Source organism: Lentzea sp. (assembly GCF_035525475.1).
Lineage (GTDB): Bacteria > Actinomycetota > Actinomycetes > Mycobacteriales > Pseudonocardiaceae > Lentzea.
The window spans coordinates 52,140-77,519 of sequence record NZ_DATLEC010000082.1 but is presented as its reverse complement, the minus strand read 5'-3'; the positions used below and the strand labels follow the sequence as shown (position 1 = coordinate 77,519).

Sequence of the window (25,380 nt, the reverse complement as noted above, 5' to 3'; positions counted from 1 at the left end):
CTGCCTGCTGCGCCTTCGTCCTGTTTGCCTCGAACACCGGGGACCCCGTTGTCGGAATGGTGACATTGCGACAAGTGGGTCTCTGACGGCCTGACTTACTGACCCGCGTTACCTCGCTCAGCCTTCGCGGTTGTCACGTCTCGCCAACAGCGTCCGTGCGGGTGCCGCCTCTCCTGCGAACCGCGCCGGCGCAGCAGCTCGGCCTCAGCCGCGCACTCGCCGCAGCCCGGCCCGGCCTATCCGCCGCAGCCCGGCTCCCGTCGCGCACCTCCCGTGGCCCGCCTCCGCCGCGCCCACTCACTGCAGCCGGCCACCCGCCCAACCCACCCCGACCGCGCCTGCCGCGGCCCGCCCCATCACCCCGCCCACGCGCCTCACCCGCGAGAAGTGCGTTTCAGCAGTCCAGCTAGGCTGCGACACGCCATGCTGAACATCTTCGCTCGCGCGTCCGTCTCGCGCGTCACCGATCCGATCGGGGCGTGGCTGCTGGCGCGTGGCCTCACCCCCAACGCCGTCACCGTCGTCGGCACGGCCGGTGCCGTGGCCAGTGCGCTGTGGTTCATCCCCCGCGGGCAGCTGTTCGTCGGCAGTGCGCTGGTGGCGTTCTTCGTGCTGCTCGACCTGCTCGACGGCGCGATGGCTCGTGCGCAGGGGCCCACGAAGTTCGGTGCCGTGCTCGACGCCACCTGCGACCGCATCGCCGACGGGGCCTTGTTCGCCGCGCTCACCTGGTACGCGTTCGACACCGGTAGCCGGTGGACCGCGGTGGCCGGGTTCGTCTGCCTCGTCGCCTCGCAGGTCATCTCGTACGTGAAGGCGCGTGCCGAGGCGTCCGGGCTGAGTGCGGACGGGGGACTGGCGGAGCGGGCCGAGCGGTTCATCGTCGCGTTGCTCGGTGCCGGTGTGCAGGGACTCGGTGTGCCGCACCTGCTCGACATCGCGTTGTGGATCCTCGCGGTCATGACGGTGGCGACGGTGCTGCAACGGATCCTCGCGGTGGCGAAGTCGGCGCGGGAGGTCGCGTGAACCTCGTGACGCTCGGGTACACCGCCGGATGGCGGTTGATCCGCCTGCTGCCGGAGTCGTGGGCGCGCGGGTTGTTCCGGGCTGGGGCCGACTACGCCGCGAAACGTGGCGGTGCGAGCGTTGAGCAGTTGCGCACGAACTTGCGCCGTGTCGTTCCGCAGGCGGGTGAGGAAGAGCTCGACGACCTGGTGCGCGACTCGCTGCGGTCGTACGCGCGCTACTGGTGCGAGGCGTTCCGCCTGCCGTCGATGGACCTGAGCGCCGCCTACGAGAAGCGCAGGTTCCAGGTGTCCGGCCAGGAGAACCTCGACGCGGCGCTGGAGAACGGCACCGGCGCGGTCGCCGCCCTGCCGCACAGCGGCAACTGGGACATGGCCGGCGTCTGGCTGGTGGGCCACTCCGGCACGTTCACGACGGTGGCCGAGCGCCTGAAGCCAGAGTCGCTGTACCGGAAGTTCGTGGAGTTCCGCGAGACCCTCGGCTTCGAGGTCCTGCCGTTGAGCGGCGGCGACCGTCCACCCGCGACGGTGCTGGCCGAGCGCCTGCGGTCCAACAAGGTCGTGTGCCTGCTGGCCGACCGCGACCTGACGTCGTCGGGTGTGCCCGTGACGTTCTTCGGCGAGCAGACCCTGATGCCCGCGGGGCCCGCGCACCTGGCCGCGACGACGGGTGCCGCGCTGCTGCCGGTCGGCTGCTGGTTCACCGGTGACGGCTGGCACTTCCGCATCCACCCTCCGATCAAGGTCAGCACGGTCCAGGCCGCCACCCAGGCCGTCGCGGACGTGTTCGCCGCCGACATCGCGGCCCACCCCGCCGACTGGCACATGCTGCAGAAGCTGTGGCTGGCCGACCTGCCGGAAAGCCGCCGCGCCGCCCTCGCCAGGAGGCTCTCGCGGTGAAGGTCGTGGCCGGGTGAAGATCGGAATCGTCTGCCCGTACTCGCTGGACGTACCGGGTGGCGTGCAGGCTCACGTCGTCGACCTCGCGCGCGCCCTCATCGGTCTCGGACACGAGGTGAACGTCCTCGCTCCTGCGGACGACGAGCAGTCGCTGCCGTCCTTCGTGACGTCCGCCGGCCGCGCGGTCGCCATCCCGTACAACGGGTCGGTGGCGCGCCTGTCCTTCGGTCCGGTCTCGTACACACGCGTCCGCCGCTGGATCGACGACCACTCGTTCGACGTCCTGCACCTGCACGAGCCCACGGCGCCGTCGCTGTCGTTCCTGGCGCTGGTGGTCGCGGACGGCCCGATCGTCGCCACCTTCCACACCTCGACGCCGCGCTCCAAGATGCTGTCGGCGTTCCAGGGCGTGCTGCAACCGTTCCTGGAGAAGGTCACCGCCCGCATCGCCGTCTCCGCGCTGGCCCGCCGCGTCCAGGTCGAGCACCTCGGCGGCGACGCGGTGGAGATCCCGAACGGCGTCGACGTCGACTTCTTCGCCTCGGCGTCCACTTTGGACGGTTACCCGCGTCCCGGCGGCACGATCGGCTTCGTCGGCCGCTACGACGAGCCGCGCAAGGGCATGCCGGTGCTGTGGGAGGCGTTCGGGCTGATCGCCGAGGAGTTCCCTGACCTGCGCCTGCTGGTCGTGGGCCGCGGCGAGGCGTCGTTCGACGGACCGTTCTCCGACCGCGTGGACCTGCTCGGCCAGGCCGACGACGCCGAGAAGGCCAGGATGCTGCGTTCGGTCGACGTCTACGTGGCGCCGAACACCGGCGGCGAGTCGTTCGGCATCATCCTGACCGAGGCCATGTCCGCCGGCACCGCCGTGGTCGCCTCGGACATCGACGCGTTCCGCCGCGTGCTCGACGACGGCAAGGCGGGCGCGCTGTTCCCGGTGGGCGACGCCCCCGCGCTGGCCGACGCGTTGCGCTCGGTGCTGCGCGACTCGGCGTTGCGCGCCGAGTACGTGACCGTGGGCTCGCAACGGGTGCAGGCCTTCGACTGGTCCGTCGTCGCTTCGCAGGTCCTGCGCGTCTACGAGTCGGCCATCGCCGCCGACCCACGCCGGGTGAGCGAGGCATGACCGCCGCTCTCGTCGTCGTCCTGGTCGCACTCCTCTTCGCCGCCTGGATCATCGCCCTCGCGAACCGCCTCGACCGCCTCCACGTCCGCACCGACGCGGCCTGGGCGGCCCTGGACGCCGCCCTCGCCCGCCGCGCCGTCGTGGTGCGCGCACTGCTGGACCCGGCGCTGTCCGCCGCGGCGTCCCGGGCCGAGTCCGCGTCACGGGCCGACCGCGAAATGGCCGAGAACGAGCTCTCCGGCCTGCTGGCGGCGCTCGACAGGTCGTCCGTGGCCCCCGCGCTGGCCGCCGAACTGGCTGACGCCGAGGAACGCGTGGTGCTCGCCCGCCGAGTCCACAACGACGCCGTGCGCGACACGTTGCTGCAGCGCCGCCGTCGAGTCGTCCGGTGGCTCAGGCTGGCCGGCACCGCGCCGCAGCCGTCGTACTTCGAGATCGCCGAGCCCATCGCCCAGTCCGACGCGGTGATGCTCACGCCCCGCCCGTCCGCCCGCGTGCTGCTCATGGACGCGGCCGGACGAGTGCTGCTGTTCCAGGGCTTCGACCCGGCAAGGCCGCAGGAGCTGTTCTGGTTCACCGTCGGCGGCGGCGTCGAGGACGGCGAGGAACTGCGGGACGCGGCCGTGCGCGAGGCGTTCGAGGAGACCGGCGTGAAGCTGGCCCCGGAACAGCTGACCGGCCCGGTGTGGCGCCGGCGCGCGGTGTTCAGCTTCGGCGGCAGGACGTTCGACGCGGAGGAGTGGTTCTTCCACGCCACCGCCGACGGGCTGGAGGTCGACACCTCCGGGTTCGACGACGTCGAGGAGCACAGCATCTCCGCCTTCCGCTGGTGGACGGCGGAGGAGCTGGAGTCCACAGAGGACACCGTCTACCCGGTGCAGCTGGCCGAACTGCTGCCCGGGCTCACAGCGGAGTGGGACGGCCAGACCCGGACCGTTCGCTGAAGTGCTGTCCTGAACGACCTGCCCGCACCTGGGTTGGGCACGGCGGGCAGGTCGTCAGACGCGTGCCAAGGCTAGACGGCCGGAATCACCGCCGACCCGTAGGCGTCGCGCGTCTTGTCCTTCTCGTCGTGCATCAGGTAGAGCGCGAAGTTGTCGACGCCGATCTCCTTGAGCTCCTGCAACCGCTCGACGTGCGCCGACTCCGGCCCGACCAGGCAGAAGCGGTCGACGATCGCGTCCGGCACGAAGTCGGTCGACCGGTTGCCCGCCTTGCCGTGGTGGGCGTAGTCGTAGCCCTCGCGGTCCTTGATGTAGTCGGTCAGGGCCTTGGGCACGACACCCGAGTCCCCGTACCGCGCCACGAGGTCCGCGACGTGGTTGCCGACCATGCCGCCGAACCAGCGCAGCTGGTCGCGCTGGTGGTCCAGGTCCGTCCCGACGTAGGCCGGTGCCGCCACGCACATCGTGATCGCCGACGGGTCGCGTCCGGCCGCTGCCGCCGCCTCGCGCACCGAGCCGATCGTCCAGCGCGCGATGTCCGGGTCGGCGGTCTGCAGGATGAAGCCGTCGGCCTGTTCGCCCACCATCTTCAGCGCGCGTGGACCGTACGCGGCCATCCAGATCTCGAGCTTTCCGTCGCGCACCCACGGGATCTGCACCGGTGTGCCGTGGTGCTCGACGGAACGTCCTTCGGCCAGTTCCCTGATCACGTGCATCGCGTCGCCCAGGGTCGCGAGCGACGCCGGCTTCTGGCCGATCACGCGGCGAGCCGAGTCGCCCCGGCCGATGCCGCAGACCGTGCGGTTGCCGAACATGTCGTTGAGCGTCGCGAACAGTGATGCCGTCACCGACCAGTCGCGGGTCGACGGGTTGGTGACCATGGGGCCCACGACCAGATCGCGGGTCGCGGCCAGGATCTGCGAGTAGATGACGAACGGTTCCTGCCACAGCACGCAGGAGTCGAACGTCCAGCCGTAGCGGAAGCCGCAGTCCTCGGCGGCGCGGAGGCCCTCCACCACGTCCCGTGCGGGCGGGTCGGTCTGCAGCACGATGCCGAAGTCCACGGCGTCACGCCCCTTCTCAGACGAGGTACTGGTTGAGGTCGCGGGACACGAACCGGCCGTGGCCGGTCGAGCCGTGGTAGGCGCCGTCGGCGATCACCTTGCGACCGCGGGAGAACACGGTGTCCACCCGGCCCGTGACCTCGAAGCCCTCGTAGGCCGAGTAGTCCACGGCCATGTGGTGGGTCTCGGACGAGATCGTCTGCGTGGCCGCGGGGTCGTAGACCACGACGTCCGCGTCCGCGCCCGGTGCGATCACGCCCTTGCACGGGTACATGCCGAACATCCGCGCGGGGGTCGTGGAGACGATCTCGACCCAGCGCTCGCGGGTGATCTCGCCCTTCACGACGCCCTGGTGCAGCAGGTCGACGCGGTGCTCGACGCCGGGCATGCCGTTGGGGATTTTGGAGAAGTCGCCGACGCCCAGCTGCTTCTGGTCCTTGAAGCAGAACGGGCAGTGGTCGGTGCTCACGACGGACAGGTCGTTCGTCCGCAGGCCCCGCCACAGCGACGACTGGTGCTCCTTGGGGCGCAACGGAGGCGACGCCACGTACTTCGCGCCCTCGAAACCGGGGAGAGCCAGGTCGTCCAGCGACAGGTACAGGTACTGCGGGCACGTCTCGGCGAACACGTTCTGGCCCGTGTCCCTCGCCGCTGTGACGGCGTCAAGTGCCTGCGCCGCGGACAGGTGCACGATGTACAGGGGAGAACCGGTCACCTTCGCGAGCTGGATCGCGCGTGACGTGGCCTCGCCCTCCAGCTCCGGCGGACGCGTCAGGCCGTGCTGCACCGGGTCGCCCAGGCCGTTCGCGAGCGCCTGCGCGACGAGCTGGTCGATCGCGATGCCGTTCTCCGCGTGCATCATGATCGTGGCGCCGGTCTCGCGCGCCTTCTGCATGGCGCGCAGGATCTCGCCGTCGGTCGCGTAGAAGACACCGGGGTAGGCCATGAACATCTTGAAGCTGTTCACGCCGGCCGCGATGCACGACTCCATCTCCTTGAGCGACTGGTCGTTCACGTCGGAGATGATCATGTGGAAGCCGTAGTCGACCGCGCAGTTGCCGTCGGCCTTGCTGTGCCACTTGTCCAAAGTGGACAGCAGTGACGACCCCTTCGGCTGCACGGCGAAGTCGACGATCGTGGTCGTGCCACCCCACGCCGCCGCGGTCGTGCCGGTCTCGAACGTGTCCGCGGACTGCGTGCCGCCGAACGGCATCTCCATGTGCGTGTGCACGTCGATCCCGCCGGGGATGACGTACTTCCCGGCCGCGTCGACCTCCTCGTCTGCCTGCACCGGGAAGCCGGGCGTGACCAGCGCGGCGATGTGCTCGCCGTCGATCAGCACGTCGGCGGCGTGCGAACCGGTCGCGTTGATGACCAGGCCGTTGCGGATGAGGGTGCTCACGGCGCCACCAGGCCCTCGTAGGTGTCCGGCCGGCGATCGCGGTAGAACGCCCACGTGTCGCGCACCTCGGTCAGCAGGTCCAGGTCGAGGTCGCGCACGACGAGCTCTTCCTCGGTGTCGGACGCCGCGTCGCCGATGAGCTGGCCACGCGGGCTGACGAAGTACGTCTGTCCGTAGAACTCGTTGTCGCCCAACGGTTCCACGCCCACCCGGTTGATCGCGCCGACGAAGTACTCGTTCGCCACGGCCGCCGCGGGCTGCTCCAGCCTCCACAGGTACTCGGACAGCGAACGGGACGTCGCCGACGGGTTGAACACGATCTTCGCGCCCGCGAGGCCCAGCGCCCGCCAGCCCTCGGGGAAGTGGCGCTCGTAGCAGATGTAGACGCCGATCCGACCGACCGCCGTGTCGAACACGGGGTAACCGAGGTTGCCGGGCTTGAAGTAGAACTTCTCCCAGAAGCCCTTCACCTGCGGGATGTGGTTCTTGCGGTACTTGCCGAGGTACGTGCCGTCCGCGTCGATCACGGCCGCGGTGTTGTAGTAGACGCCCGGCTGTTCCTGCTCGTACATCGGCACGATGAGCACGATGTTGTTCTGCGCGGCGACTTCCTTCATCAGCTCCGTCGTGGGGCCGTCGGGGATCGCCTCGGTGTAGGAGTAGAAGTCCGCGTCCTGCACCTGGCAGAAGTACGGTCCGTAGAAGAGCTCCTGGAGGCACAGCACCTGCGCGCCCTGGGATGCGGCGTTGCGGATGTGCTCGACCGCGTTCGCGATCATCGACTCCTTGTCGCCCGTCCACTTCTGCTGGACGAGCGCCGCCCGGATGATGCTGCTCACCTGGTCGTCTCCTTTGCCGTGGTGTCCTTCAGAGCCAGGAAAACGAGGAAGCCGGCCGCGAAGCCGACCACCCAGTTGTAGTCGTAGAGCGGCTTGAGGAATCCGATCAGGCCGTCCGCCGGGAACGGCCCGCCGTACGCGCCGCCGACCGCGAGCACCGAGCCCACGAGCGTCGCCAGCACGGCACGCCAGTTCCAGCCGCCGTTGAACCAGTACGCGCCCCGCCCGTCGAGGTAGAGGTCCTCGAGGTGCAGCCGGGTCTTCTTGATCACCCAGTACCCGGCGACGAACACACCGGCCACGCTCGCCAGCAGGCCGCCGTAGAACCCGAGCCACGCGAAGATGTAGATGCCGGGGTCGGAGATCAGCCGCCACGGCTGGATGAGGATGCCGACGACACCGGTGATCAGGCCGCCGATCGCGAACGTGATGCGCTTGGGGAACGCGTTCGAGAAGTCGTAGGACGGGCTGACGACGTTCGCGGCGAGGTTGGCCGAGATCGTGGCCAGCACCAGCGAGACCAGGGCGACGATCACCAGGACCGTGCTGTCGAAGCGGGACGCGAGATCGGCCGGGTCCCAGATCGCCTCGCCGTACAGCGCCTGCGCGCCGGACGTCGTCAGGATCGCGACGATGGCGATGAACGACATCGTGGTCGGCAGGCCGAGGATCTGACCGGTCGCCTGCTTGCGCTGCGAGCCGCCGAACCGCGTGAAGTCCGGCATGTTGAGGCTCAGCGTCGACCAGAACGCGATCATGCCCATCAGCGAGGGGAAGAAGATCTTCCAGAACTCCGGGCCCCACCCGAGGGTGCTGCCCTGGTGCAGGATCGGCCCGAACCCGCCCGCCTTCACCAGCACGTAGCCCAGCAGGATCAGGAACCCGACGCTGACCAGGGGCGCCGTCCAGTTCTCGAACCGCCGGATCGCGTCCATGCCGCGCCAGATGACCAGCATCTGCACGACCCAGAAACCGAAGAAGCACAACCACAACGTCCACGGCTGGCCGCCGATCTGCGACGCCTTCGTCCACCCGTCACCGGTGAGCCGCCCGACGATGACGTGCAGCGCCTTGCCGCCGACCCACGTCTGGATGCCGAACCAGGCGCACGCGATGAAGGCCCGCAGGAGCGCGACGAGGTTGGCGCCGCGGATCCCGTAGAACGCGCGGGCGAACACGGGGAACGGGATGCCGTACTTCGTGCCGGCGTGGCTGTTGAGCAGCATCGGGACCAGCACGATCAGGTTGCCGAGGGTGATCGTGAGGAACGCCTGCACCCAGTCCATGCCCAGCGCGATGAGGCTCGCGGCCAGCGTGTAGCTGGGGATGTTGTGCGCCATGCCCATCCACAGCGCGAAGAAGTTGTAGGTGGTCCACGAACGTTCCTCGACCGGCACCGGCGCGAGCTCGGGGTTGTAGAACCTGCTGTCCTGGATGGGACCCACGTCGCTCAGTTCGACGCGGCCGTCCGGTGTGACCTGGGGCGGGGAGGACTCAGCTGCCATCGTTCAACCCCCTGTTACGCTGCTGAAACACGGCGAACGCGGTCGGTTCCATCCCGGAATCCTGGGACCGGTGACGCAGGTCTGGCAGTGTCAGAGTGTCCACGCTTGTCATGATCGGCGCACATTGTGCGTAGCGTGTCGGCATGGGGATTCCACGGCGCGCGGTGCTGCTGGGTGGAGCGGGCCTGGTCGCGGCGGCGGGGACGTACGGCGCGCTGACCCCGCGAGGCCGCCGTCTGCTCGGGTGGACGGGGCCCGACGGCGTGGTGCCCGACGTGCCGCCCGTTCCCGTCCGGTCCACGCCGTGGGGTGCGTGGATGGGCTCGTCCGGCCCGGCGGTGCTGGTGCTGCACGGACGCGGCGGCAGCGTCGCGTGGTGGGAGGACCTAGGGCTGCCGCGGTTCCTGCACGGCGCGGGGTTCCGGTGCGCGGTGGTCAACGGCGGTGAGGACTACTGGGTGGACCTGGCGCCGCCAGTGCCGTTCGAGGCTGCTCTGGGCGTGTCGATGGGTGGGTTCGGGGTCCTGGACATCGCGTCGCGCCAGCCGGTGAAGGCCGTCGCGGCGATCAGTCCGGCGTTGTTCCCGACGTGGGAGGACGCGGAGCGGATCAACGGATTCGCGTCGCGGGAGGTGTGGGAGCAGCACGAGCCGTTGCGGCACACGGATCGGATCACGTCACCGGTCGGTGTGTGGTGCGGGCGGGAGGATCCGTTCCACGACTCGGCTCAGGAGCTGGCGCGGGCGGTTGGTGCCGTGGGGTCGTTCGAGCACGGCGAGCACGACGGCGGCTACTGGCGGCGGGTGCTGCCGGACGCGGTGCGGTTCATCGAGAACCGGCTTTGAGGCGTACCACGGCCGTTCCCGCCTTGCGGTCGTGCCACGTGCGCGTCCCGCGCAGGTCCAGCGACTCCACGGCGGACAGCACGAGCATCACCAGACCACCCACCAGCAGCAACGGCGGGAGCCAGCCCGTCGAGCCCACGGGCAGGTGCTCGCCGATGACGACCCACGGCTGTTGCCAGCCGAGGCCCGCCACCAGCGCGGGTTCCCGCCAGCCCATGCCCGTCAGCACGAGCACGGCGCCCGCGCCCGGAAGCGCGGTCGTGATGAGCGTGCGAGCCAGTGCTCGTCTGTGGTCGAGGCCGGACGCGGGGCCCACCACCCGTAGGCCCGTGAGGGCCTTGCCAATGGTGTTCAGGCGCAGCAGCAGTGCGTCGTACACGGCTGCACAGAGCACCACGAGCACCGGTTCGTGGACCAACGGCCACGCCACGACCAGCACCAGCAGCCAGTCGAGCAAGCGGGCGACCATCCGACGAACGAGCATGATTCACGCTAAGCGGCGGAACTCCGTCATAAGTGGTCAGTTCATGGCCACTTGACGCACGAACTCCGCAGTCCAACGGACCTCGTCGCGACGGATCTTCACGGGCGCCAGGCCGTCCACGGCGAACGCCTTGATCTCGGAAGGCGTCAACGGCCACGGCGGACCGTCCGCCACCGAGCCCTCCTCCCGGGCCACGGCGAGCACCAGCAGCTGTGAGCCGGTCAGCCACGCCACCTGTTCGATGGCCTGGGCGTGCTGGTCGACGGGCAACGCCTGCACGGTCATGTTCTCGACGACCAGGTCGAAGGCGTGGTGCCACTCGGCAGGCGGGGAAAGCAGGTCCGCGACGACGTAGCGCACCTTCGAGTCCGGGTGGCGCGCCTGGACGGCGGTGATCCCGGTGGGGGAGATGTCGAACGCCGTCACGTCGAACCCCAGCGTCGCGAGGAACTCGGAGTCGCGCCCGTAGCCGCAGCCCACGACCAGCGCGCTGCGACCCGTGCCGTCGACCCCCGCGGCCCACTCGACGAGGTGCCGCTGCGGGTGGGGCTGGTCCCACGGGACGGAGGCCGTGCCGGCGTCGGCCTCCGCGTAGAGATCTTCGAACCAGCCGGTGGGGTTGGCGGCTTGCAGGCGGCGGGTGTCGTCGTCAGCGGACATGCCGTCACCATGTCAGGTCACCGCGAGGCGCGTGCCTCGTTCACGTAATCGACCAGCCCGTCGTCCGAAGGCCAGCCGATCTGCGTGCTGATCGACGCCTTGTTCTCGTTCCACGACTTGCGCGCCGCCGCCTGAACGGCCGGGTCGCCGCCGGTGAACCGGGCGCCCAGCTCGTCCCACTGCCGCGACAGCTCGACCACGCGCGGGTCGGACGCGGGCGTGCCGTCGGACATGTGCTGCCGCAGCTGCCCGACCAGCTCCAGCCAGGTCGCCTTCAGGCCCTCCACGGCCTCGGGGCCGAGAGCGGCCGCGCGTGACCGCAGGTCGTCCAGCTGGTCGGCGGTGAAGTAGCTCTCGTGCACGGACATCATCTCCAAAGTGGACAGAAGGGACTCGGTGGTGTGCCCGTCGAGCAACGCCGTGAGCCGTGACCGCAGTGCTTCCACCTGTCCGGCCTGTGCGGTCAGCGCGGCCAGTTGCGCCTCGAAGAGAGGGCGCAGTGAGTCCGAACGGGACAGTGCCGAGCGGATCTCCTCCAGGGTGAAGCCGAGCTGGCGCAGCGATCTCACCTGATAGAGGCGCCTGACGTCGTCCGGGGTGTACCGACGGTGACCGGATGTCGTGCGCTCGGAGGCGACCACCAGTCCGATCTCGTCGTAGTGGTGCAGTGTGCGGATGGTGAGTCCGCTCGCTTTTGCCAGGTCACCAACGCTCCAACGGGTCACACGACGACCGTAGGACCTCCCGTGGCGTGAGGTTCAAGCCCTGAACACCCGATCGAGCGGGTTAATTCGCGAACCGAACGCGCCGATGGAATCGGAGATCGGTCCCCAAAACCAGATTGAGGAAAACTGTGTCTCGTTCAGGACTGCTCCGTGCCGCCGCCCTCCTCGTCGCTGGCGCGGCTCCGCTGCTCGCGGGCGCGGCCAACGCCGCCGAGGCTCCGCAGCTCGGCACCGCCCTCCCCGAGGTCGGCGCCGACCAGCTCATCAGCGGCGTCACCCAGCTCGCCAACCCGCTCGACGCGGCCAGCGCGGTCCAGCTCCCGCAGGCCGGCGCACCGGTCGCGAGCGACCTGCCGATCCCCGCGCTCCCCGCGCTCCCCGCGCTCCCCGGCCTTCCGGCCGCCGCGCAGGAGCGCTCCCTGCAGGGCCCGCTCGGCGGCCTGCCCGCCGTGAAGACCCCCCAGGCCCACGGAGGCAACACGCACCTCGGTTCCGTGAGTGCTCCCGTCCCGTCCACGGACGCCGTGCCGAACCCGTCCGTGCTGTCGGGTGTCCTGCCGACGATCAACGGCTGAATCGCACGCTGAAAATGGGCCCGTGTCTCACGGGCCCATTTCGTGCACCAGCAGCGCGACGTACAGCGAGAGCACGGACTCCGGGTCCTCCAGCGAGACGCCGAGGACCTGCTCGATCCGCGCCAGCTGCTGGTAGTACGCCGTCCGCGAGAGGTGCGCCGCCGCCGCGGCCGCCGACTTGTTGCCGCCGTTCTCGCACAGGCAGCGCAGCAGCTCCACCAGCCTGGACCCCTGCGCCTTGTCCCGCGCCAGCAACGGGCCCAGCTCGCGGTCCGCGAACGCCCGCACGCGCTCGTCGTCGCGCAGCAGGTGCAGCAGGCCGCGCAGCCGCACGTCGTCGAGCCGGTGGTAGAGCTGCGATCCCGGCGCGCGCAACGCCGCACCCGCCACGTGCGCGGCCTCACCGAGCGACCGGCGAACGTCCGTTGTGGACGTGACGGTCGTGCCCACGGCGATCACGACGGGGGACGCCGCCGTCCGGTGGATCTCGCGCGCGACCTTGCGCAGGACCCCTTCCACGCCCACGGTCACGGGCACCGACAGCAGCGCTCGCACGGACGTGTCGTCCACGACGCCGACCAGTGCCGCGACCGTCACCCGCCGCCCCGCCAGTGCCGTGGCCTCCGCGAGATCACGCAGGACTTCTTGCGTGGCAAGCGCTTGCCCCTGCAGCACCGACACCGGCCGGATCGCCACGCCGATGAGCTGCCGCCGTTCCAGCGGCACGCCCAGCGCCGCCGCCCGCGCGCCGAGGTCGGGCGACTGCGGTGACTGGCCGAGCAATTGGGCGAGCAACGTGCGGTGCGTCTGCCGTTCCAGCGACTCGCGGTCCCGCGCCACCAGCCGGTGCACGGCCAGCGCCGAGGCAGCGCGCTCGGCCACGACGACGTGCCGGTGCGGCGGCGGTTCCGGCGACACGAGGACGAGCCGTCCCCAGTCGGCCCCGCGCGCGCCGACGATCGTGATCAACCAGCCGGAAGCGGTGTCGTAGGCGGTGCGCTCGGACACCGTGACGGCCCGCGAGCGCACCGCCCAGTCGTCCAGCAGCAGGGCGGGGTCGTGCCCGGCCGCGTCGTAGGCGAGCACGTCGTGGCCGAGGGTCTCGAGAACCACCGGCAGCCCGGACGTGCGGGCGACCTCGCGCAGCACCTCGGCGGGTTCGGCTCCGGCGACCGTCAGTGCCGTGAACGTCTCGTGCACCTGCTCCGCGGCACGGAGCTCGGCCAGCTGGGCGTCCACGATGAGCCCCACGACCGCCTCCGTCACGGCGACGTACTTCGTCTCCTCCGACAGCGTGACCAGCGGCAACCCGTGCTGTTCCGCCGACATGACCAGGGCGCCGGGTACGTCGTCGCGCCACCGCCGCCCCAGCTCGACGACCAGCCCCGCGCAGCCGACGGCGGCCAGCTCCTCGACGTAGCGGGCGAGGCCCGACTCGGGCAGCATCACGCCCGTCGTGAGCACCAGCTCGCCGCCTCGCAGCAACGGCGCGATGTCTGCGATCTCCGCCACATGCACCCACCGGACGCGTCGGCCGAGTCCGGCCGACCCGGCCACCACACGCGGCTTGCCCTGCCGGATAACGGGCAAAGCGACGACTTCGGCGACCGTCGGGTACATGGACACAACGTAATGCCGACCAGCCGATCCGGGGACAGGTTGTGCATGGCGGCGAACCCGGCGCGCCAGCAGACTCCGACTCAGGCGTCAGACCCCTGGAGGACGAGATGGCCCACAAGGAGCTGCTGGCACGACACCGCGCGGTCATGCCGAAGTGGCTGGCCCTCTACTACGACGAGCCCATCGAGATCGCGAGCGCCGGCGGGCGCCGCGTCACCGACCGCGAGGGCACGACCTACCTCGACTTCTTCGCCGGCATCCTGACCAACGCCATCGGCTACGACGTCGCGGAGATCAGCGACGCCATCCGCTCGCAGCTCGACACCGGCGTCCTGCACAGCTCGACGCTGTACCTGATCCGGTCGCAGGTCGAGCTCGCCGAGAAGATCGCGGAGCTGAGCGGCATCCCGGACGCCAAGGTGTTCTTCACCAACTCCGGCACCGAGGCCAACGAGACGGCGCTGATGCTCGCCACCCAGGCCCGCCGCAGCGAGCAGGTGCTGGCCCTGCGCAACAGCTACCACGGCCGTGCGTTCGCCACGGTCGCCATCACGGGCAACCGCGGCTGGTCCGCCTCGGCGCTCTCGCCGATCAAGGTCAGCTGGGTGCACGGCGGCTACCGCTACCGGTCGCCGTTCAAGGCCCTGAACGACGCCGACTACATCAAGGCCTGCGTCGACGACCTGCGCGAGATCATCGAGACCACGACGTCCGGCGACGTCGCGTGCATGATCGCCGAGCCGATCCAGGGCGTCGGCGGCTTCACGTCCCCGCCCGACGGCCTGTTCCGCGCGTTCAAGGACGTGCTGGACGAGTACGGCATCCTCTTCGTCTCCGACGAGGTGCAGACCGGCTGGGGACGCACCGGCGAGCACTTCTGGGGCATCCAGGCGCACGACGTGGTGCCGGACGCGATGACGTTCGCCAAGGGCCTCGGCAACGGTCTCGCGATCGGCGGCGTGGTCGCGCGCGGCGACCTGATGGACTCGTTCAACGCCAACTCGATCTCCACGTTCGGCGGCAACCCGGTCTCGACGGCGGGCGCGCTCGCGACGCTGGACTACCTGCTGGAGCACGACCTCCAGGCGAACGCGGCCAAGCTCGGCTCGCGGCTGCTCGGCGGCCTGCGCTCGCTGGCCGAGAAGCACCCGGTGATCGGCGACGTGCGCGGCAAGGGCCTGATGGTCGGTGTCGAGTTCGTCGGTCCGGAGGGCGAACCCAACCCCGGCGCGGCGGCCACCGTCCTCGCCGAGTCCAAGGCGCTCGGGCTCCTGGTGGGCAAGGGAGGCCTGTACGGCAACGTCATCCGGATCGCCCCGCCGATGACGCTGACCGAGGACGAGCTGGAAGAGGCTCTGGGGATCCTCGCACAGGCGGTGGAACGCGCATGATCGCTACCCAGAACTGGATCAGTCACCGCATCGGCGGCAAGCCCTGGACCGGCGAGCCGGAGCGGGTGGGCGACGTCTACGACCCGACCACCGGCAGGGTGGCGACGCAGGTCGCCTTCGCGTCGGTGTCCGAAGTGGACGCCGCGGTCAACGCTGCCGCGGAAGCGTTTGCGTCGTGGCGCAACGCATCCCTGGCGCAGCGCACGACCGTGATGTTCAAGCTCCGCGAGCTGCTCAACGACCGCAAGGGCGATCTGGCGAAGATCGTGTCCGCGGAGCACGGCAAGGTCGTGTCCGACGCGGGCGGCGAGATCCAGCGGGCGCTGGAGTCGGTCGAGTACGCGTGCGGGATCCCGCAGCTGCTCAAGGGCGGCTTCAGCGAGAACGCCTCGACGCGCGTGGACGTCTACTCGATCCAGCAGCCCGTCGGCGTGGTCGGCGTGATCTCGCCGTTCAACTTCCCCGCCATGGTGCCGCTGTGGTTCGTGCCGACCGCAATCGCTTGCGGCAACACGGTCGTGCTGAAGCCGTCGGAGAAGGACCCGTCGGCGTCGAACTTCCTCGCCGAGCTGTTCGCCGAGGCCGGTCTGCCGGACGGCGTCCTGAACGTCGTGCACGGTGACAAGGTGGCCGTCGACAGGCTGCTCGAACACCCGGCGGTGAAGTCGATCTCGTTCGTCGGCTCGACCCCGATCGCCCGGTACGTCTACGAGACAGGCACCTCGCACGGCAAGCGCGTGCAGGCGCTGGGCGGCGCCAAGAACCACATGGTCGTCCTGCCCGACGCCGACCTCGACCTGGCGGCGGACGCCGCGGTGTCCGCCGGCTTCGGATCTGCGGGGGAGCGCTGCATGGCTGTCTCGGTGGTCGTGGCAGTGGGGACGTCGGGCGACGCGCTGGTCTCGAAGATCAAGCAGCGGATCGCCGACGTCAAGGTGGGCTCCGGCGCCTCGTGCGAGATGGGACCACTGGTCACCGGCGTGCACCGGGACAAGGTGACGTCCTATTTGGACGCCGGCGTGTCCGAGGGGGCGACGTTGGTCGTGGACGGGCGCGACCACCCGATCGACGGCGAGGCGAGCGGCTTCTGGCTGGGCCCGACGCTGTTCGACCACGTCGGAACGGACATGACGATCTACACCGACGAGATCTTCGGCCCGGTGCTGTCCGTCGTCCGCCGCGACACGTACGAGGAGGCCGTCGAGCTCGTCAACGCCAACCGCTACGGCAACGGCACCGCCATCTTCACCAACGACGGCGGGGCGGCCCGGCGGTTCCAGAACGAGGTCGAGGTGGGCATGGTCGGCGTGAACGTGCCGATCCCCGTGCCGGTCGCCTACTACTCGTTCGGCGGGTGGAAGGAGTCGCTGTTCGGCGACTCGCACGCGTACGGGCCGCACGGCGTGCACTTCTTCACCCGGTCCAAGGTGGTCACCTCGCGGTGGCTCGACCCGTCGCACGGCGGCGTGAACCTGGGGTTCCCGCAGAACATGTGAGGCAGCGAGGCGGGCCCGGCGATCGGCCCGCCTCCGCTGCCTACTTCCCGGTCCGTGCCACCAGCGCCTCCGGCAACGGGTCGTAGCGCGAGAACTGGCGCGTGAACGTCCCGGTGCCCGACGTCAGCGCCCGCAGCTCGATCGCGTACCGGAGCAGCTCCGACGAAGGCACCTCGGCACGGATCAGCGTGCGCCCGCCCTCGTCGGCCTCCGTGCCGAGCACCCGGCCGCGACGTCCGGACAGGTCGCCCAGCACCGTTCCGAGGTGTTCGTCGGGCAGCCGGATCGCCACCTCGTCCATCGGCTCCAGGAGCTGGGTGCGGCCGACGGAGGCCGCTTCCTTCAGTGCCAGCGAACCCGCCATCTGGAACGCCGCGTCCGACGAGTCCACGGAGTGCGCCTTGCCGTCGACGAGAGTGACCCGGACGTCGACGACAGGGGTGCCGTCGTGCAGGCCCTTCTCCAGCTGGGCGCGCACGCCCTTCTCGACGGACGGGATGAACTGGTGGGGGACCGCGCCGCCGACGATCTTGTCCACGAACTCGAAGCCCGAGCCGCGGGGCAGTGGTTCCACGACGATGTCGCACACGGCGTACTGGCCGTGGCCGCCGGACTGTTTCACGTGCCGGCCGTGGCCCTTCGCCGGTCCGGCGAACGTCTCGCGGAACGGCACGCGGACCGGTTCGGTGTCGATCTCGGCCCCGCCGGCGCGCAGGCGGGCCAGCACCACGTCGGCGTGGGCCTCGCCCATGCACCACAGGACCATCTGGTGGGTCTCGGCGTTGCGGTCCAGGCGCAGGGTCGGGTCGCTGGCGACCAGGCGGCTGAGGTTGCGGGCCAGGTTGTCCTCGTCGCTGCGGGTGCGGGGGACCACGGCGACGGGCAGCAGGGGTTCCGGCATGTCCCACGGGGCCATGAGGAGAGGCTGTTCCGGGGCTGAGACGGTGTCGCCGGTCTCGGCGGTGGTCAGCTTGGTCAGGGCGCACAGGTCGCCGGCCACGCAGTACGGGACTTCGCGCAGGGTCGCGCCCAGCGGGGAGTAGATGTGGGCCACGCGCTCGTCGGCGTCGTGGTCCTCGTGGCCGCGGTCGGACATGCCGTGACCGGAGACGTGCACGGGGCGTTCCGGCCGCAGGGTTCCCGAGAAGACGCGGACCAGCGACACGCGGCCGACGTAGGAGTCCACTGCTGTACGGACCACCTCGGCCACGAGCGGCCCGTCCGGGTCGACGGCCATGCGGGGCTGCGGAATGCCGTCCACGGAGGTCACGGACGGGACTTCGTGCTCCAACGGTGACGGGAACGCACGCGCGATGCCGTCCAACAGCTCGACCAAGCCCATGCCCGTTGCGGCACACACGGGCATGACGGGGTGGAAGGAACCGCGTGCGACGGCGGTCTCCAGGTCGGCGATCAGCGTGTCCTGCTCGATCTCCTCGCCCGCCAGGTAGCGGTCCATGAGGGTCTCGTCCTCGCTCTCGGCGATGATCCCCTCGATCAACGCCGCCCGTTCGTCCGGGTAGTCGGCACCGGACGTCAGCAGCCCGACAAGCCGATCGCCCTCTGGCATGTACAACGGCACGACGCCCGCACCGAACGCGACTTGGCACGCGATGACTGCGTTGGCGAAATCCGCACGGTGGTGGTCGGTGCGTGTGATGACGACGGCGCGAGGCATGCCGACGAGAGCACACTCCTCCCACAACGTGATGGTGGCGGAGTCGACGCCCTCGAAGGCGTTGACAACGAAAAGGGCCGCGTCCGCGGCCCTCAGTCCTGCCCTGAGCTCTCCCACGAAGTCGACGTATCCGGGGGTGTCGATCAGGTTGATCTTGACGTCCCCGTGCTGGATCGGGGCCACGGCGAGGCCTACCGATCGTTGTTGTCGCACGGCGGCCGGGTCGTGGTCGCAGACGGTGGTCCCCTCGGTGACCGATCCGGCACGGGTCAGCACGCCCGTGGTGGCGAGCAGGGCCTCGGTGAGCGTCGTCTTGCCCGCGCCGGAGGGGCCGACGAGCACGACGTTGCGGACCTTGGCCGGATCGTCCACAGCGACCGCGCCTGCCGATGTGCCGTTGTCGGAGCTCTTGCTTCCCATGGCGACCTCCGTCAAGTCGTAGTGTTCGATCTCACACCCGTCGGACGCACGGGACAACCCCGAGGGCCCGATCGGATGCCTCCTCAGCTGGGGCCAGCGGGGTCCGCGAGGTCGCGTCGGTCGTCCGGTCAACCGACTTCCCGGCGACCGAGCCGCCGTCTCCGAAGGAGCGGCCGTTGAGCCGGTGCGCACCATCACGACCTGCGGTGATCGGAAAGTGGCCTTCTGATTCCGGGCTCCAGTGGCTTGGAAGAGGGGGCCACGTCAGACGTAGGGTGAGTTCACCAAGACTTCCCCTCGTGAAAGGTTGCCCAGGTGAGCACTGATCAGGTCACCGGCACTGCCCGCGTCAAGCGCGGCATGGCCGAGATGCTCAAGGGCGGCGTGATCATGGACGTGGTCGACGCCACCCAGGCGAAGATCGCGGAGGACGCCGGCGCCGTCGCCGTCATGGCGCTCGAGCGCGTGCCCGCCGACATCCGCGCGCAGGGCGGCGTCGCCCGCATGAGCGACCCCGACCTGATCGACGGGATCATCGAGGCCGTCTCGATCCCCGTGATGGCGAAGGCCCGCATCGGCCACTTCGTCGAGGCCCAGGTCCTCGCCTCGCTCGGTGTCGACTACATCGACGAGTCCGAGGTGCTCACCCCGGCCGACTACGCCAACCACATCGACAAGTGGGCGTTCACCGTGCCCTTCGTGTGCGGTGCGACCAACCTGGGCGAGGCGCTGCGCCGCATCACCGAGGGCGCGGCCATGATCCGCTCCAAGGGCGAGGCCGGCACCGGTGACGTCTCCAACGCCACCACGCACATGCGCAAGATCCGCCAGGAGATCCGCCGCCTGCAGAACCTCCCCGAGGACGAGCTCTACGTGGCCGCCAAGGAGCTCCAGGCGCCGTTCGAGCTGGTCAAGGAGGTCGCGCAGAACGGCAAGCTCCCCGTGGTGCTCTTCACCGCGGGCGGCATCGCGACCCCGGCCGACGCCGCGATGATGATGCAGCTCGGCGCCGAGGGCGTGTTCGTCGGTTCCGGCATCTTCAAGTCCGGCAACCCGGCCCAGCGCGCCGAGGCCATCGTGAAGGCCACCACCTTCCACGACGACCCGGACGTCATCGCCAAGGTCTCGCGCGGCCTGGGCGAGGCCATGGTCGGCATCAACGTCGAGGACGTCCCGGAGCCGCACCGCCTGGCCGAGCGCGGCTGGTAAGCGAGCGAACGAAAAGGGCGCATCCCTCGCACGGGGATGCGCCCTTTCTCATGCCCTGAGGTCCGGCGCCGAACCCGGGAACCTTTCTGCGCCGGACTTCTCGCAGAGGTCAGCCGGTCCCTGTGGACAGACCCGACAGCGCGGCGGGCAATTCGCCGTGGTGCAGCACACCGAGCCGTTGCGTGGCACGGGTCAGCGCCACGTACAGCTCGGCCGCGCCGCGCGGCCCGCCCGCCATGATCTGTTCCGGCGCGACGACGAGCACCGAGTCGTACTCCAGGCCCTTGGTCTCCGACGCGGGCACCGTGCCGGGCACGCCGGGCGGCCCGATCACGACGCTCGTGCCCTCCAGGGCCTTCTCCGCCGACGAGAACTCCTCGATGGCCGCGGGAAGCTCCTCCGGTGAGACCTGGCGCGACCACGGCTGGACCTCGTTGGAGCGCACCGACTCCGGCGCCCTCACGTCCGGCGCGAACTCCGCCAGCACGCGGGCCGCGACGGCCATGATCTCCGCCGGGGTGCGGTAGTTGACCGTCAGGGAGCGGTACTCCCAGCGGCCCGGCACGTACGGCTCCAGCATCTCCGCCCACGACGTGGCGCCCGCCGCGGCACGGCGTTGCGCCAGGTCGCCCACCACCGTGAAGGAACGGCCGGGGCAGCGGCGCATGAGCACCCGCCAGTCCATTTCGGACAGTTCCTGGGCCTCGTCGACCACCACGTGCCGGTAGGTCCAGGAACGGTCCGCGGTGGCGCGTTCCACGAGCGAGCGCTGGTCGTGCTCCTCGAAGCGCTCGGCCAGGTCCTCCGCGAACAGCATGTCCGAGGCGAAGAGGTGGTCCTCGTCGTCCATGTGGTCGGTGCGGCCGACCATGCTCTCGAGCACCTCGGAGGCGTAGCGGGCCTCGGCCTGGCGTTCGGCGAGCGCGGCCTGGTCCACGGCCTGCTCGGTGCCGTCACGGCCCAGCAGGTCGTGCAGCTCGTCGAGCAGCGGCACGTCCGATACCGTCCAGGGCGCGTCCGAGGAGCGGTGCAACGACGGGTCGGCGCCCACCTGCGCCAGGAGCTCCGGCGAGGAGTACAGCGTCGACAGCAGTTCGAACGGCGACAGCACCGGCCACAGCGCGTCCAGCGTCGCGACGAACGCGTCGTCCTCCGCGAGGTCCTTGGTCAGCCCGGCCCGCATCTCCTCCCAGGCCTGCTTGTCCGACCGCGACATCCAGCCCTTGCCGATCCGGCCGATCGCCCGCTCGGTCAGGACGTAGGTGATGATCTCGCGGAACACCCCGCGGGCCTCGTTGTGCGGCAGGCCGCTGTCACGCGCCTCCTGCCGGGCCCACTCGGCGACGTCGGCGCTGATCGGCACGACGACGTCCTTGATCGCGACCGGGACCGGCTCGGACGGCAGGCGCTGCAGGGAGGCGACCGCCGCCTTCAGCACCTCCAGCATCTTCAGCGACCCCTTGAGCCGCGCCACGTCCGGTGTGTCCTCGGCGGTCGCGGCCAGGCCCGGCAGGAGGGTGCCGGTGGTCGAGAACACCACGTCGGACTCGCCCAGCGACGGCAGCACGCGCCCGATGTGGTTGAGGAACGCCGGGTTCGGGCCCACGACGAGAACGCCGTGGCGTTCCATGCGCTCGCGTTGCGTGTACATCAGGTACGCGACGCGGTGCAGCGCCACGACCGTCTTGCCGGTGCCGGGGCCGCCCTCGATCACCAGCACGCCGGGGTGGTCGAGCCGGATGATCGCGTCCTGCTCGGCCTGGATGGTCGCGACGATGTCGCGCATGCCCTCGCCGCGCGGCGCGTTCAACGCCTCCAGCAGGGCCACGTCGCCCTGCTCCTCGCCGAGCCTGCCGAACACCTCGTCGGTGAACCCGGCCACGGTGCGGCGCCGGGTCAGGAACTGGCGGCGGCGCAGCTGGCCCTCCGGGTTCGCGCCGGTCGCGGTGTAGAACGGCCGCGCGGCCGGCGCCCGCCAGTCGAGCAGCACCGGTTCGAACTCGTCGTCCTCGTCGAACAGGCCGATCCTGCCGATGTAGGAGCGATCGCCGTCGAGGCTGTCCAGCCTGCCGAAGCACAGGCCGTAGTCGGCCACGTTCAGGCGCTTCATCTCGCGGTGCCGGGCGCGCACCTCGTTGTCACGGTCCATCGCGGTCTCGCCGGTGCCACCCAACGCCGACTGGTACGCGGCCTTCACGCGCGCGCGTTCGCTGTCGAGCCGTGCGTAGAGACCGGCCACGTATTCACGCTCGGACTGCAGTTCTTCTTCGTAACCCACGTGCTCCCCACAGCGCCCTGGTGTCGGCTTAGGACGATGAGTCTGAAGCACAACGGGGGCCTTGTGGCAAGGCCCCCTGTCTGCTATACGGTTGAGTGGGAAGAAACACCCCGGCGGACGATCACCACCGCCGCGAGCCCGACGCCGAGTCCGATGGCGGTCTGGACGCCGAACGGCTCCCCGAACACCAGGGCTCCCCACACGGCCGTCACCGGCGCCATGAGGAACATCAGCGTGTTCACCTCGGTGACCCCCGAACGCTGCAGGATCACCCAGTAGAGCCCGTAGCCGCCGAAGGTCGAGAAGACGACGAGCCAGGCGATCGCACCCCAGAACGCGAGGTCGGCGGGCGGCGCGGCGACCCCGGTGCCCGCGGCGAGGGCGGTGAAGACGACGGCGCTGGTGAGGCAGTGCGTGGTCATCGCCGTCGCGGGCTCCACCCGGACGCGGGAGCGGCCTTCGAGGAACGTCGCCGCCACCAGCGACAACATGCCCAGGAACGGGATCAGGTAGGCCCACCACGCCACCCCGCTCGCCGCCGCCGCGTCGGCCCCGGTCACCAAGGCCACACCGCCGACGCCCAGGCACAGGCCGAGCCACTGCCGGCGCGAGACGTGCTGGCGCAGCAACGGCCCGGCGAGCGCGGCGGCGACGAGCGGCTGGACGCCGTCGATCAGGGCCGTGGTGCCGGTGGAGACCCCGAGCTGGATCGCGTAGTAGACGGTCAGCAGGTAGCCGCTCTGCGACAGCACCCCGATGGCCGCCTGCCTGCCCACGTCCCGAGCCGTCAGACCCCGCCACGACCTGCTCAGGACGGCGACGACGACCAGGACGACGGCGAGCGGGAGGAACCGCCACATCAGGATCGTGAGCGCGGGAGCACTTCCCGCACCGAGCTTGGCTCCGATGAAACCGGAGCTCCAGCAGAGGACGAAGGCAGCTGACAACAGGAAGTTCACGTCTCACCTCGCTATACAGATCGGTATACCCAGCTCGGCCAGGAATATACAGATCGGTATAGTTCGAGGGGTGAGCTCTCCGAACCGCGTCGTGATGACGCCCGCCGCCCGGCGCGTCCTGCGGGCCGCGGCCGGCCTGTTCTACGAGCGCGGGATCCACGCCGTCGGCGTCGACCTGATCGCGGCCGAGGCGGGCGTGACGAAGAAGACCCTCTACGACCGCTTCGGCTCCAAGGAGCAGGTCGTCGTGGAGTACCTGGCGGACCGCGACGAGCGCTGGCGGGCCTTCGCCGGAGAGTTCCTGGACGCCGCGCCACCGGACCCGTCCGCACGCGTCCTGGCCGTCTTCGACGCGACTCTGGCCTGGGTGCCGGACCACAACTCCAAGGGGTGCGCCATGGTCAACGCGCACGCGGAGATCAGCGACCCGTCCCACCCGGCGCACCCGATCATCGTCGGGCAGAAGGAGTGGATGCTGGCGCTGTTCACCGGCCTCGCCGGGCAGGTCGACGCGGACAGGGCCGACGAGCTGGGCCGCTCTCTGGTGCTGCTGCACGAGGGAGCGCTCGTCGCCTATGGCCTGGGCATCTTCCCCGGCGCCATCGAGCACGCCCGCGAGCAGGCGCGCGCCTTGCTCACGCGGTGTGCTCCATGACCATCACCACGGTCGTCCCCGGCTCCAGTGCCTTGCAGATGTGCGGCAGGTCGCCGGGGTAGACGATGTAGTCGCCGGGCCCGAGCTCGACCGGCTCGTCGGTGAGGCCCGCCAGGCACCGCCCCGACGCCACGACCATGTGCTCGACGCTGCCCGGCACGTGCGGCTCGGACTCGCGGGCGCCGCCGGGTTCGAGGGACACCCAGTAGATGTCGTGCTTCGTGCCCGGACGGCACGCGGCGAGCAGTGTCGCGGCGTAGTGCGCGCGGTCGGAGTGGATCACCGGGCCCTCGCCCGCGCGGATCACCCGCACGCGCGGCACGGCGGGCTCGACGAGGCTGCTGAACGGGACGCCCAGGGCGACGCCGAGCGCCCACAGGGTCTCCACGCTGGGGTTTCCGGTGCCGGACTCCAGCTGGGAGAGCGTCGACTTCGCGATACCGGCCTTCTTGGCGAGCTCGGACAGCGACAGACCGGTGCGGTCGCGCTCGCGCCGGAGGTTGGCCGCGATGAGGCCGAGTGGTGCGTTCGACACAGAAGTCCATCCGTTCGGCTTGACGAACACCCGTTCCGGTGTTCATCGTATCGGGTGATGCGTTCGATATGGCGAACCCTTGATGCCGTGCTGCTGCGTGACGTGACCGCGGTGGCACTCGGCGCCGCGGTGACCGGCGCCTCCTTCGGCGCGATCTCGGTCGGCTCCGGCCTGCCGTGGTGGATGCCGGTGCTGATGTCGCTGGTGATCTTCGCGGGCGGCTCGCAGTTCATGGCCGTCGGCATCGTCGCCGCCGGGGGCAGCCCCGCCGCCGCGGTGCTGGCCGGGCTCGTGCTCAACGCGCGGCACCTGCCGTTCGGCCTCGCGGTCGGGGACGTGCTGGGCAACGGCTGGCTCGCGCGGATCGTCGGCAGCCACCTGCTGATCGACGAGTCCACGGCCTTCGCGATGGCGCAGAAGGACCCCGCACGGGCGCGGGCGGCCTACTGGGCGTGCGGCGTGGCGCTGTTCTTCAGCTGGAACACGGGCGTGCTCGTCGGCGCGCTCGCGGGACAGGCGATCGGCGACCCGATGACGTTCGGGCTGGACGCGGCGTTCCCGGCGGCGATGCTCGCGCTCACCCTGCCCGCCCTGAAGGACGCGGCCACGCGCAACGCGGCCCTGCTCGGCGCCGTGATCGCGCTCGCGGCCACGCCGTTCCTGCCCGCGGGACTGCCGGTGCTGCTCGCGCTCGCCGGCCTCGTCGTGTTCAGGACCGAGAAGGAGGAACCGTGCCCGTCACCGCAGTCCTGATCCTCGGCGCGGGAACGTTCCTGATCCGGATCGCCGGCCCGCTGCTGCGCGACCGCGTCACGCTGCCCGACGGGGTCCGCGAGGTCATCTCCGCGAGCGCGACCGTGCTGCTGCTGGCGCTGGTCGCGGTCTCGGCGCTGACGAACGGCAGGCAGTTCGGCGGCTGGGCCCTCGCGGCCGGGGTCGTGGTCGGCGGGCTCGCGGCGTGGCGGAAGCTGCCGGTCGTGGCCGTCATCGTGCTGGCCGCGGCCACCACGGCGGGACTGAGGTTCTTCGGCGTGGCGTGAGTCAG

Annotated in this window: 24 protein-coding genes; 12 read left to right on the top strand and 12 right to left on the bottom strand. The window is 70.4% G+C overall.

Annotation, left to right across the window (positions count from 1 at the left end; translation table 11 throughout):
- Positions 1–423 precede the first annotated feature (423 nt).
- The 4 genes from pgsA to VM306_RS14935 are packed head-to-tail and all read left to right on the top strand — an operon-like array spanning position 424 to position 3,995.
- Positions 424–1,026, top strand: coding sequence for a phosphatidylinositol phosphate synthase (pgsA, locus tag VM306_RS14950; RefSeq protein ID WP_325515433.1), 603 nt, complete (start codon positions 424–426; stop codon positions 1,024–1,026).
- Positions 1,023–1,925 carry a phosphatidylinositol mannoside acyltransferase gene (locus VM306_RS14945; protein WP_325515431.1) on the top strand — a complete coding sequence of 301 codons (903 nt, stop codon included), beginning with the start codon at positions 1,023–1,025 and terminating at the stop codon, positions 1,923–1,925. Before pgsA ends, VM306_RS14945 begins: the two co-directional genes overlap by 4 nt.
- Before the next feature lie 13 nt (positions 1,926–1,938).
- Positions 1,939–3,051 carry a glycosyltransferase family 4 protein gene (locus VM306_RS14940; protein ID WP_325515429.1) on the top strand — a complete coding sequence of 371 codons (1,113 nt, stop codon included), beginning with the start codon at positions 1,939–1,941 and terminating at the stop codon, positions 3,049–3,051.
- Positions 3,048–3,995 (top strand): NUDIX hydrolase, encoded by a 948-nt coding sequence (locus tag VM306_RS14935; protein WP_325515427.1) that lies wholly within the window; start codon positions 3,048–3,050, stop codon positions 3,993–3,995. Before VM306_RS14940 ends, VM306_RS14935 begins: the two co-directional genes overlap by 4 nt.
- Positions 3,996–4,066: 71 nt before the next feature.
- Here VM306_RS14935 and VM306_RS14930 read toward each other — a convergent pair whose 3' ends face one another.
- Genes VM306_RS14930 through VM306_RS14915 form a run of 4 tightly spaced genes read right to left on the bottom strand, consistent with a single transcriptional unit; the run spans position 4,067 to position 8,805 of the window.
- Entirely contained in the window at positions 4,067–5,059 is a 993-nt protein-coding gene (locus VM306_RS14930; protein WP_325515425.1) for a TIGR03842 family LLM class F420-dependent oxidoreductase, read from the bottom strand.
- A 16-nt stretch (positions 5,060–5,075) separates the two neighbouring features.
- Positions 5,076–6,461, bottom strand: coding sequence for a dihydropyrimidinase (gene hydA / locus VM306_RS14925; RefSeq protein ID WP_325515423.1), 1,386 nt, complete (start codon positions 6,459–6,461; stop codon positions 5,076–5,078).
- Positions 6,458–7,300: a nitrilase-related carbon-nitrogen hydrolase gene (locus tag VM306_RS14920; protein WP_325515421.1), complete on the bottom strand. Its 843-nt coding sequence runs from the start codon at positions 7,298–7,300 to the stop codon at positions 6,458–6,460. The genes hydA and VM306_RS14920 overlap by 4 nt, the downstream gene beginning before the upstream one ends.
- A complete protein-coding gene (locus VM306_RS14915; RefSeq protein WP_325515419.1) occupies positions 7,297–8,805 on the bottom strand; it encodes an NCS1 family nucleobase:cation symporter-1 in 1,509 nt (502 codons plus the stop codon). Before VM306_RS14915 ends, VM306_RS14920 begins: the two co-directional genes overlap by 4 nt.
- Positions 8,806–8,948: 143 nt before the next feature.
- Between VM306_RS14915 and VM306_RS14910 the strand changes: the two genes are divergently transcribed.
- Entirely contained in the window at positions 8,949–9,650 is a 702-nt protein-coding gene (locus VM306_RS14910; RefSeq protein ID WP_325515417.1) for a hypothetical protein, read from the top strand.
- Here VM306_RS14910 and VM306_RS14905 read toward each other — a convergent pair.
- From VM306_RS14905 to VM306_RS14895, 3 genes are read right to left on the bottom strand one after another with little or no spacing between them, the layout of a single operon-like run.
- Positions 9,631–10,134, bottom strand: a complete 504-nt coding sequence (locus VM306_RS14905; protein ID WP_325515415.1) for a hypothetical protein — start codon at positions 10,132–10,134, stop codon at positions 9,631–9,633. The genes VM306_RS14910 and VM306_RS14905 overlap by 20 nt on opposite strands.
- Before the next feature lie 36 nt (positions 10,135–10,170).
- Positions 10,171–10,794: a class I SAM-dependent methyltransferase gene (locus tag VM306_RS14900; protein WP_325515413.1), complete on the bottom strand. Its 624-nt coding sequence runs from the start codon at positions 10,792–10,794 to the stop codon at positions 10,171–10,173.
- Positions 10,795–10,811: 17 nt separating this feature from the next.
- Positions 10,812–11,519 (bottom strand): MerR family transcriptional regulator, encoded by a 708-nt coding sequence (locus tag VM306_RS14895; protein WP_325515411.1) that lies wholly within the window; start codon positions 11,517–11,519, stop codon positions 10,812–10,814.
- A 128-nt stretch (positions 11,520–11,647) separates the two neighbouring features.
- Between VM306_RS14895 and VM306_RS14890 the strand changes: the two genes are divergently transcribed.
- A complete protein-coding gene (locus tag VM306_RS14890; RefSeq protein ID WP_325515409.1) occupies positions 11,648–12,094 on the top strand; it encodes a hypothetical protein in 447 nt (148 codons plus the stop codon).
- Positions 12,095–12,121: 27 nt separating this feature from the next.
- Here the strand turns inward: VM306_RS14890 and VM306_RS14885 are convergent, their stop codons facing one another.
- Positions 12,122–13,714, bottom strand: a complete 1,593-nt coding sequence (locus tag VM306_RS14885) for a PucR family transcriptional regulator (RefSeq protein WP_325515407.1) — start codon at positions 13,712–13,714, stop codon at positions 12,122–12,124.
- Between the two features lie 107 nt (positions 13,715–13,821).
- On the opposite strand from VM306_RS14885, the gene VM306_RS14880 reads away from it, so the two are divergent.
- Together VM306_RS14880 and VM306_RS14875 are read left to right on the top strand one after the other, a co-directional pair.
- Complete coding sequence (locus tag VM306_RS14880) at positions 13,822–15,105, top strand: aspartate aminotransferase family protein (RefSeq protein ID WP_325515405.1); 1,284 nt, start codon at positions 13,822–13,824, stop codon at positions 15,103–15,105.
- A complete protein-coding gene (locus tag VM306_RS14875) occupies positions 15,102–16,601 on the top strand; it encodes a CoA-acylating methylmalonate-semialdehyde dehydrogenase (RefSeq protein WP_325515403.1) in 1,500 nt (499 codons plus the stop codon). Before VM306_RS14880 ends, VM306_RS14875 begins: the two co-directional genes overlap by 4 nt.
- 40 nt (positions 16,602–16,641) lie before the next feature.
- Here the strand turns inward: VM306_RS14875 and VM306_RS14870 are convergent, their stop codons facing one another.
- A complete protein-coding gene (locus VM306_RS14870) occupies positions 16,642–18,699 on the bottom strand; it encodes an elongation factor G-like protein EF-G2 (RefSeq protein ID WP_325515399.1) in 2,058 nt (685 codons plus the stop codon).
- Between the two features lie 315 nt (positions 18,700–19,014).
- On the opposite strand from VM306_RS14870, the gene pdxS reads away from it, so the two are divergent.
- Positions 19,015–19,908: a pyridoxal 5'-phosphate synthase lyase subunit PdxS gene (gene pdxS, locus VM306_RS14865; protein WP_325515395.1), complete on the top strand. Its 894-nt coding sequence runs from the start codon at positions 19,015–19,017 to the stop codon at positions 19,906–19,908.
- A gap of 109 nt (positions 19,909–20,017) precedes the next feature.
- On the opposite strand, the gene helR is transcribed toward pdxS, so the two are convergent.
- Both helR and VM306_RS14855 read right to left on the bottom strand, forming a co-directional pair.
- On the bottom strand, positions 20,018–22,186 hold the full coding sequence (gene helR / locus VM306_RS14860) for an RNA polymerase recycling motor ATPase HelR (protein ID WP_325515392.1): 2,169 nt from the start codon (positions 22,184–22,186) through the stop codon (positions 20,018–20,020).
- A gap of 83 nt (positions 22,187–22,269) precedes the next feature.
- Complete coding sequence (locus tag VM306_RS14855; RefSeq protein WP_325515389.1) at positions 22,270–23,145, bottom strand: DMT family transporter; 876 nt, start codon at positions 23,143–23,145, stop codon at positions 22,270–22,272.
- A 70-nt stretch (positions 23,146–23,215) separates the two neighbouring features.
- Between VM306_RS14855 and VM306_RS14850 the strand changes: the two genes are divergently transcribed.
- Complete coding sequence (locus tag VM306_RS14850; RefSeq protein ID WP_325515387.1) at positions 23,216–23,800, top strand: TetR/AcrR family transcriptional regulator; 585 nt, start codon at positions 23,216–23,218, stop codon at positions 23,798–23,800.
- Here the strand turns inward: VM306_RS14850 and VM306_RS14845 are convergent.
- Positions 23,781–24,335, bottom strand: coding sequence for an XRE family transcriptional regulator (locus VM306_RS14845; RefSeq protein ID WP_325515385.1), 555 nt, complete (start codon positions 24,333–24,335; stop codon positions 23,781–23,783). The two genes, VM306_RS14850 and VM306_RS14845, sit on opposite strands and share 20 nt — an antisense overlap.
- Positions 24,336–24,392: 57 nt before the next feature.
- On the opposite strand from VM306_RS14845, the gene VM306_RS14840 reads away from it, so the two are divergent.
- Together VM306_RS14840 and VM306_RS14835 are read left to right on the top strand one after the other, a co-directional pair.
- Positions 24,393–25,088 carry an AzlC family ABC transporter permease gene (locus VM306_RS14840; protein ID WP_325515383.1) on the top strand — a complete coding sequence of 232 codons (696 nt, stop codon included), beginning with the start codon at positions 24,393–24,395 and terminating at the stop codon, positions 25,086–25,088.
- Positions 25,067–25,375 carry an AzlD domain-containing protein gene (locus VM306_RS14835; protein WP_325515381.1) on the top strand — a complete coding sequence of 103 codons (309 nt, stop codon included), beginning with the start codon at positions 25,067–25,069 and terminating at the stop codon, positions 25,373–25,375. The genes VM306_RS14840 and VM306_RS14835 overlap by 22 nt, the downstream gene beginning before the upstream one ends.
- The last annotated feature ends 5 nt before the right edge of the window (positions 25,376–25,380 follow it).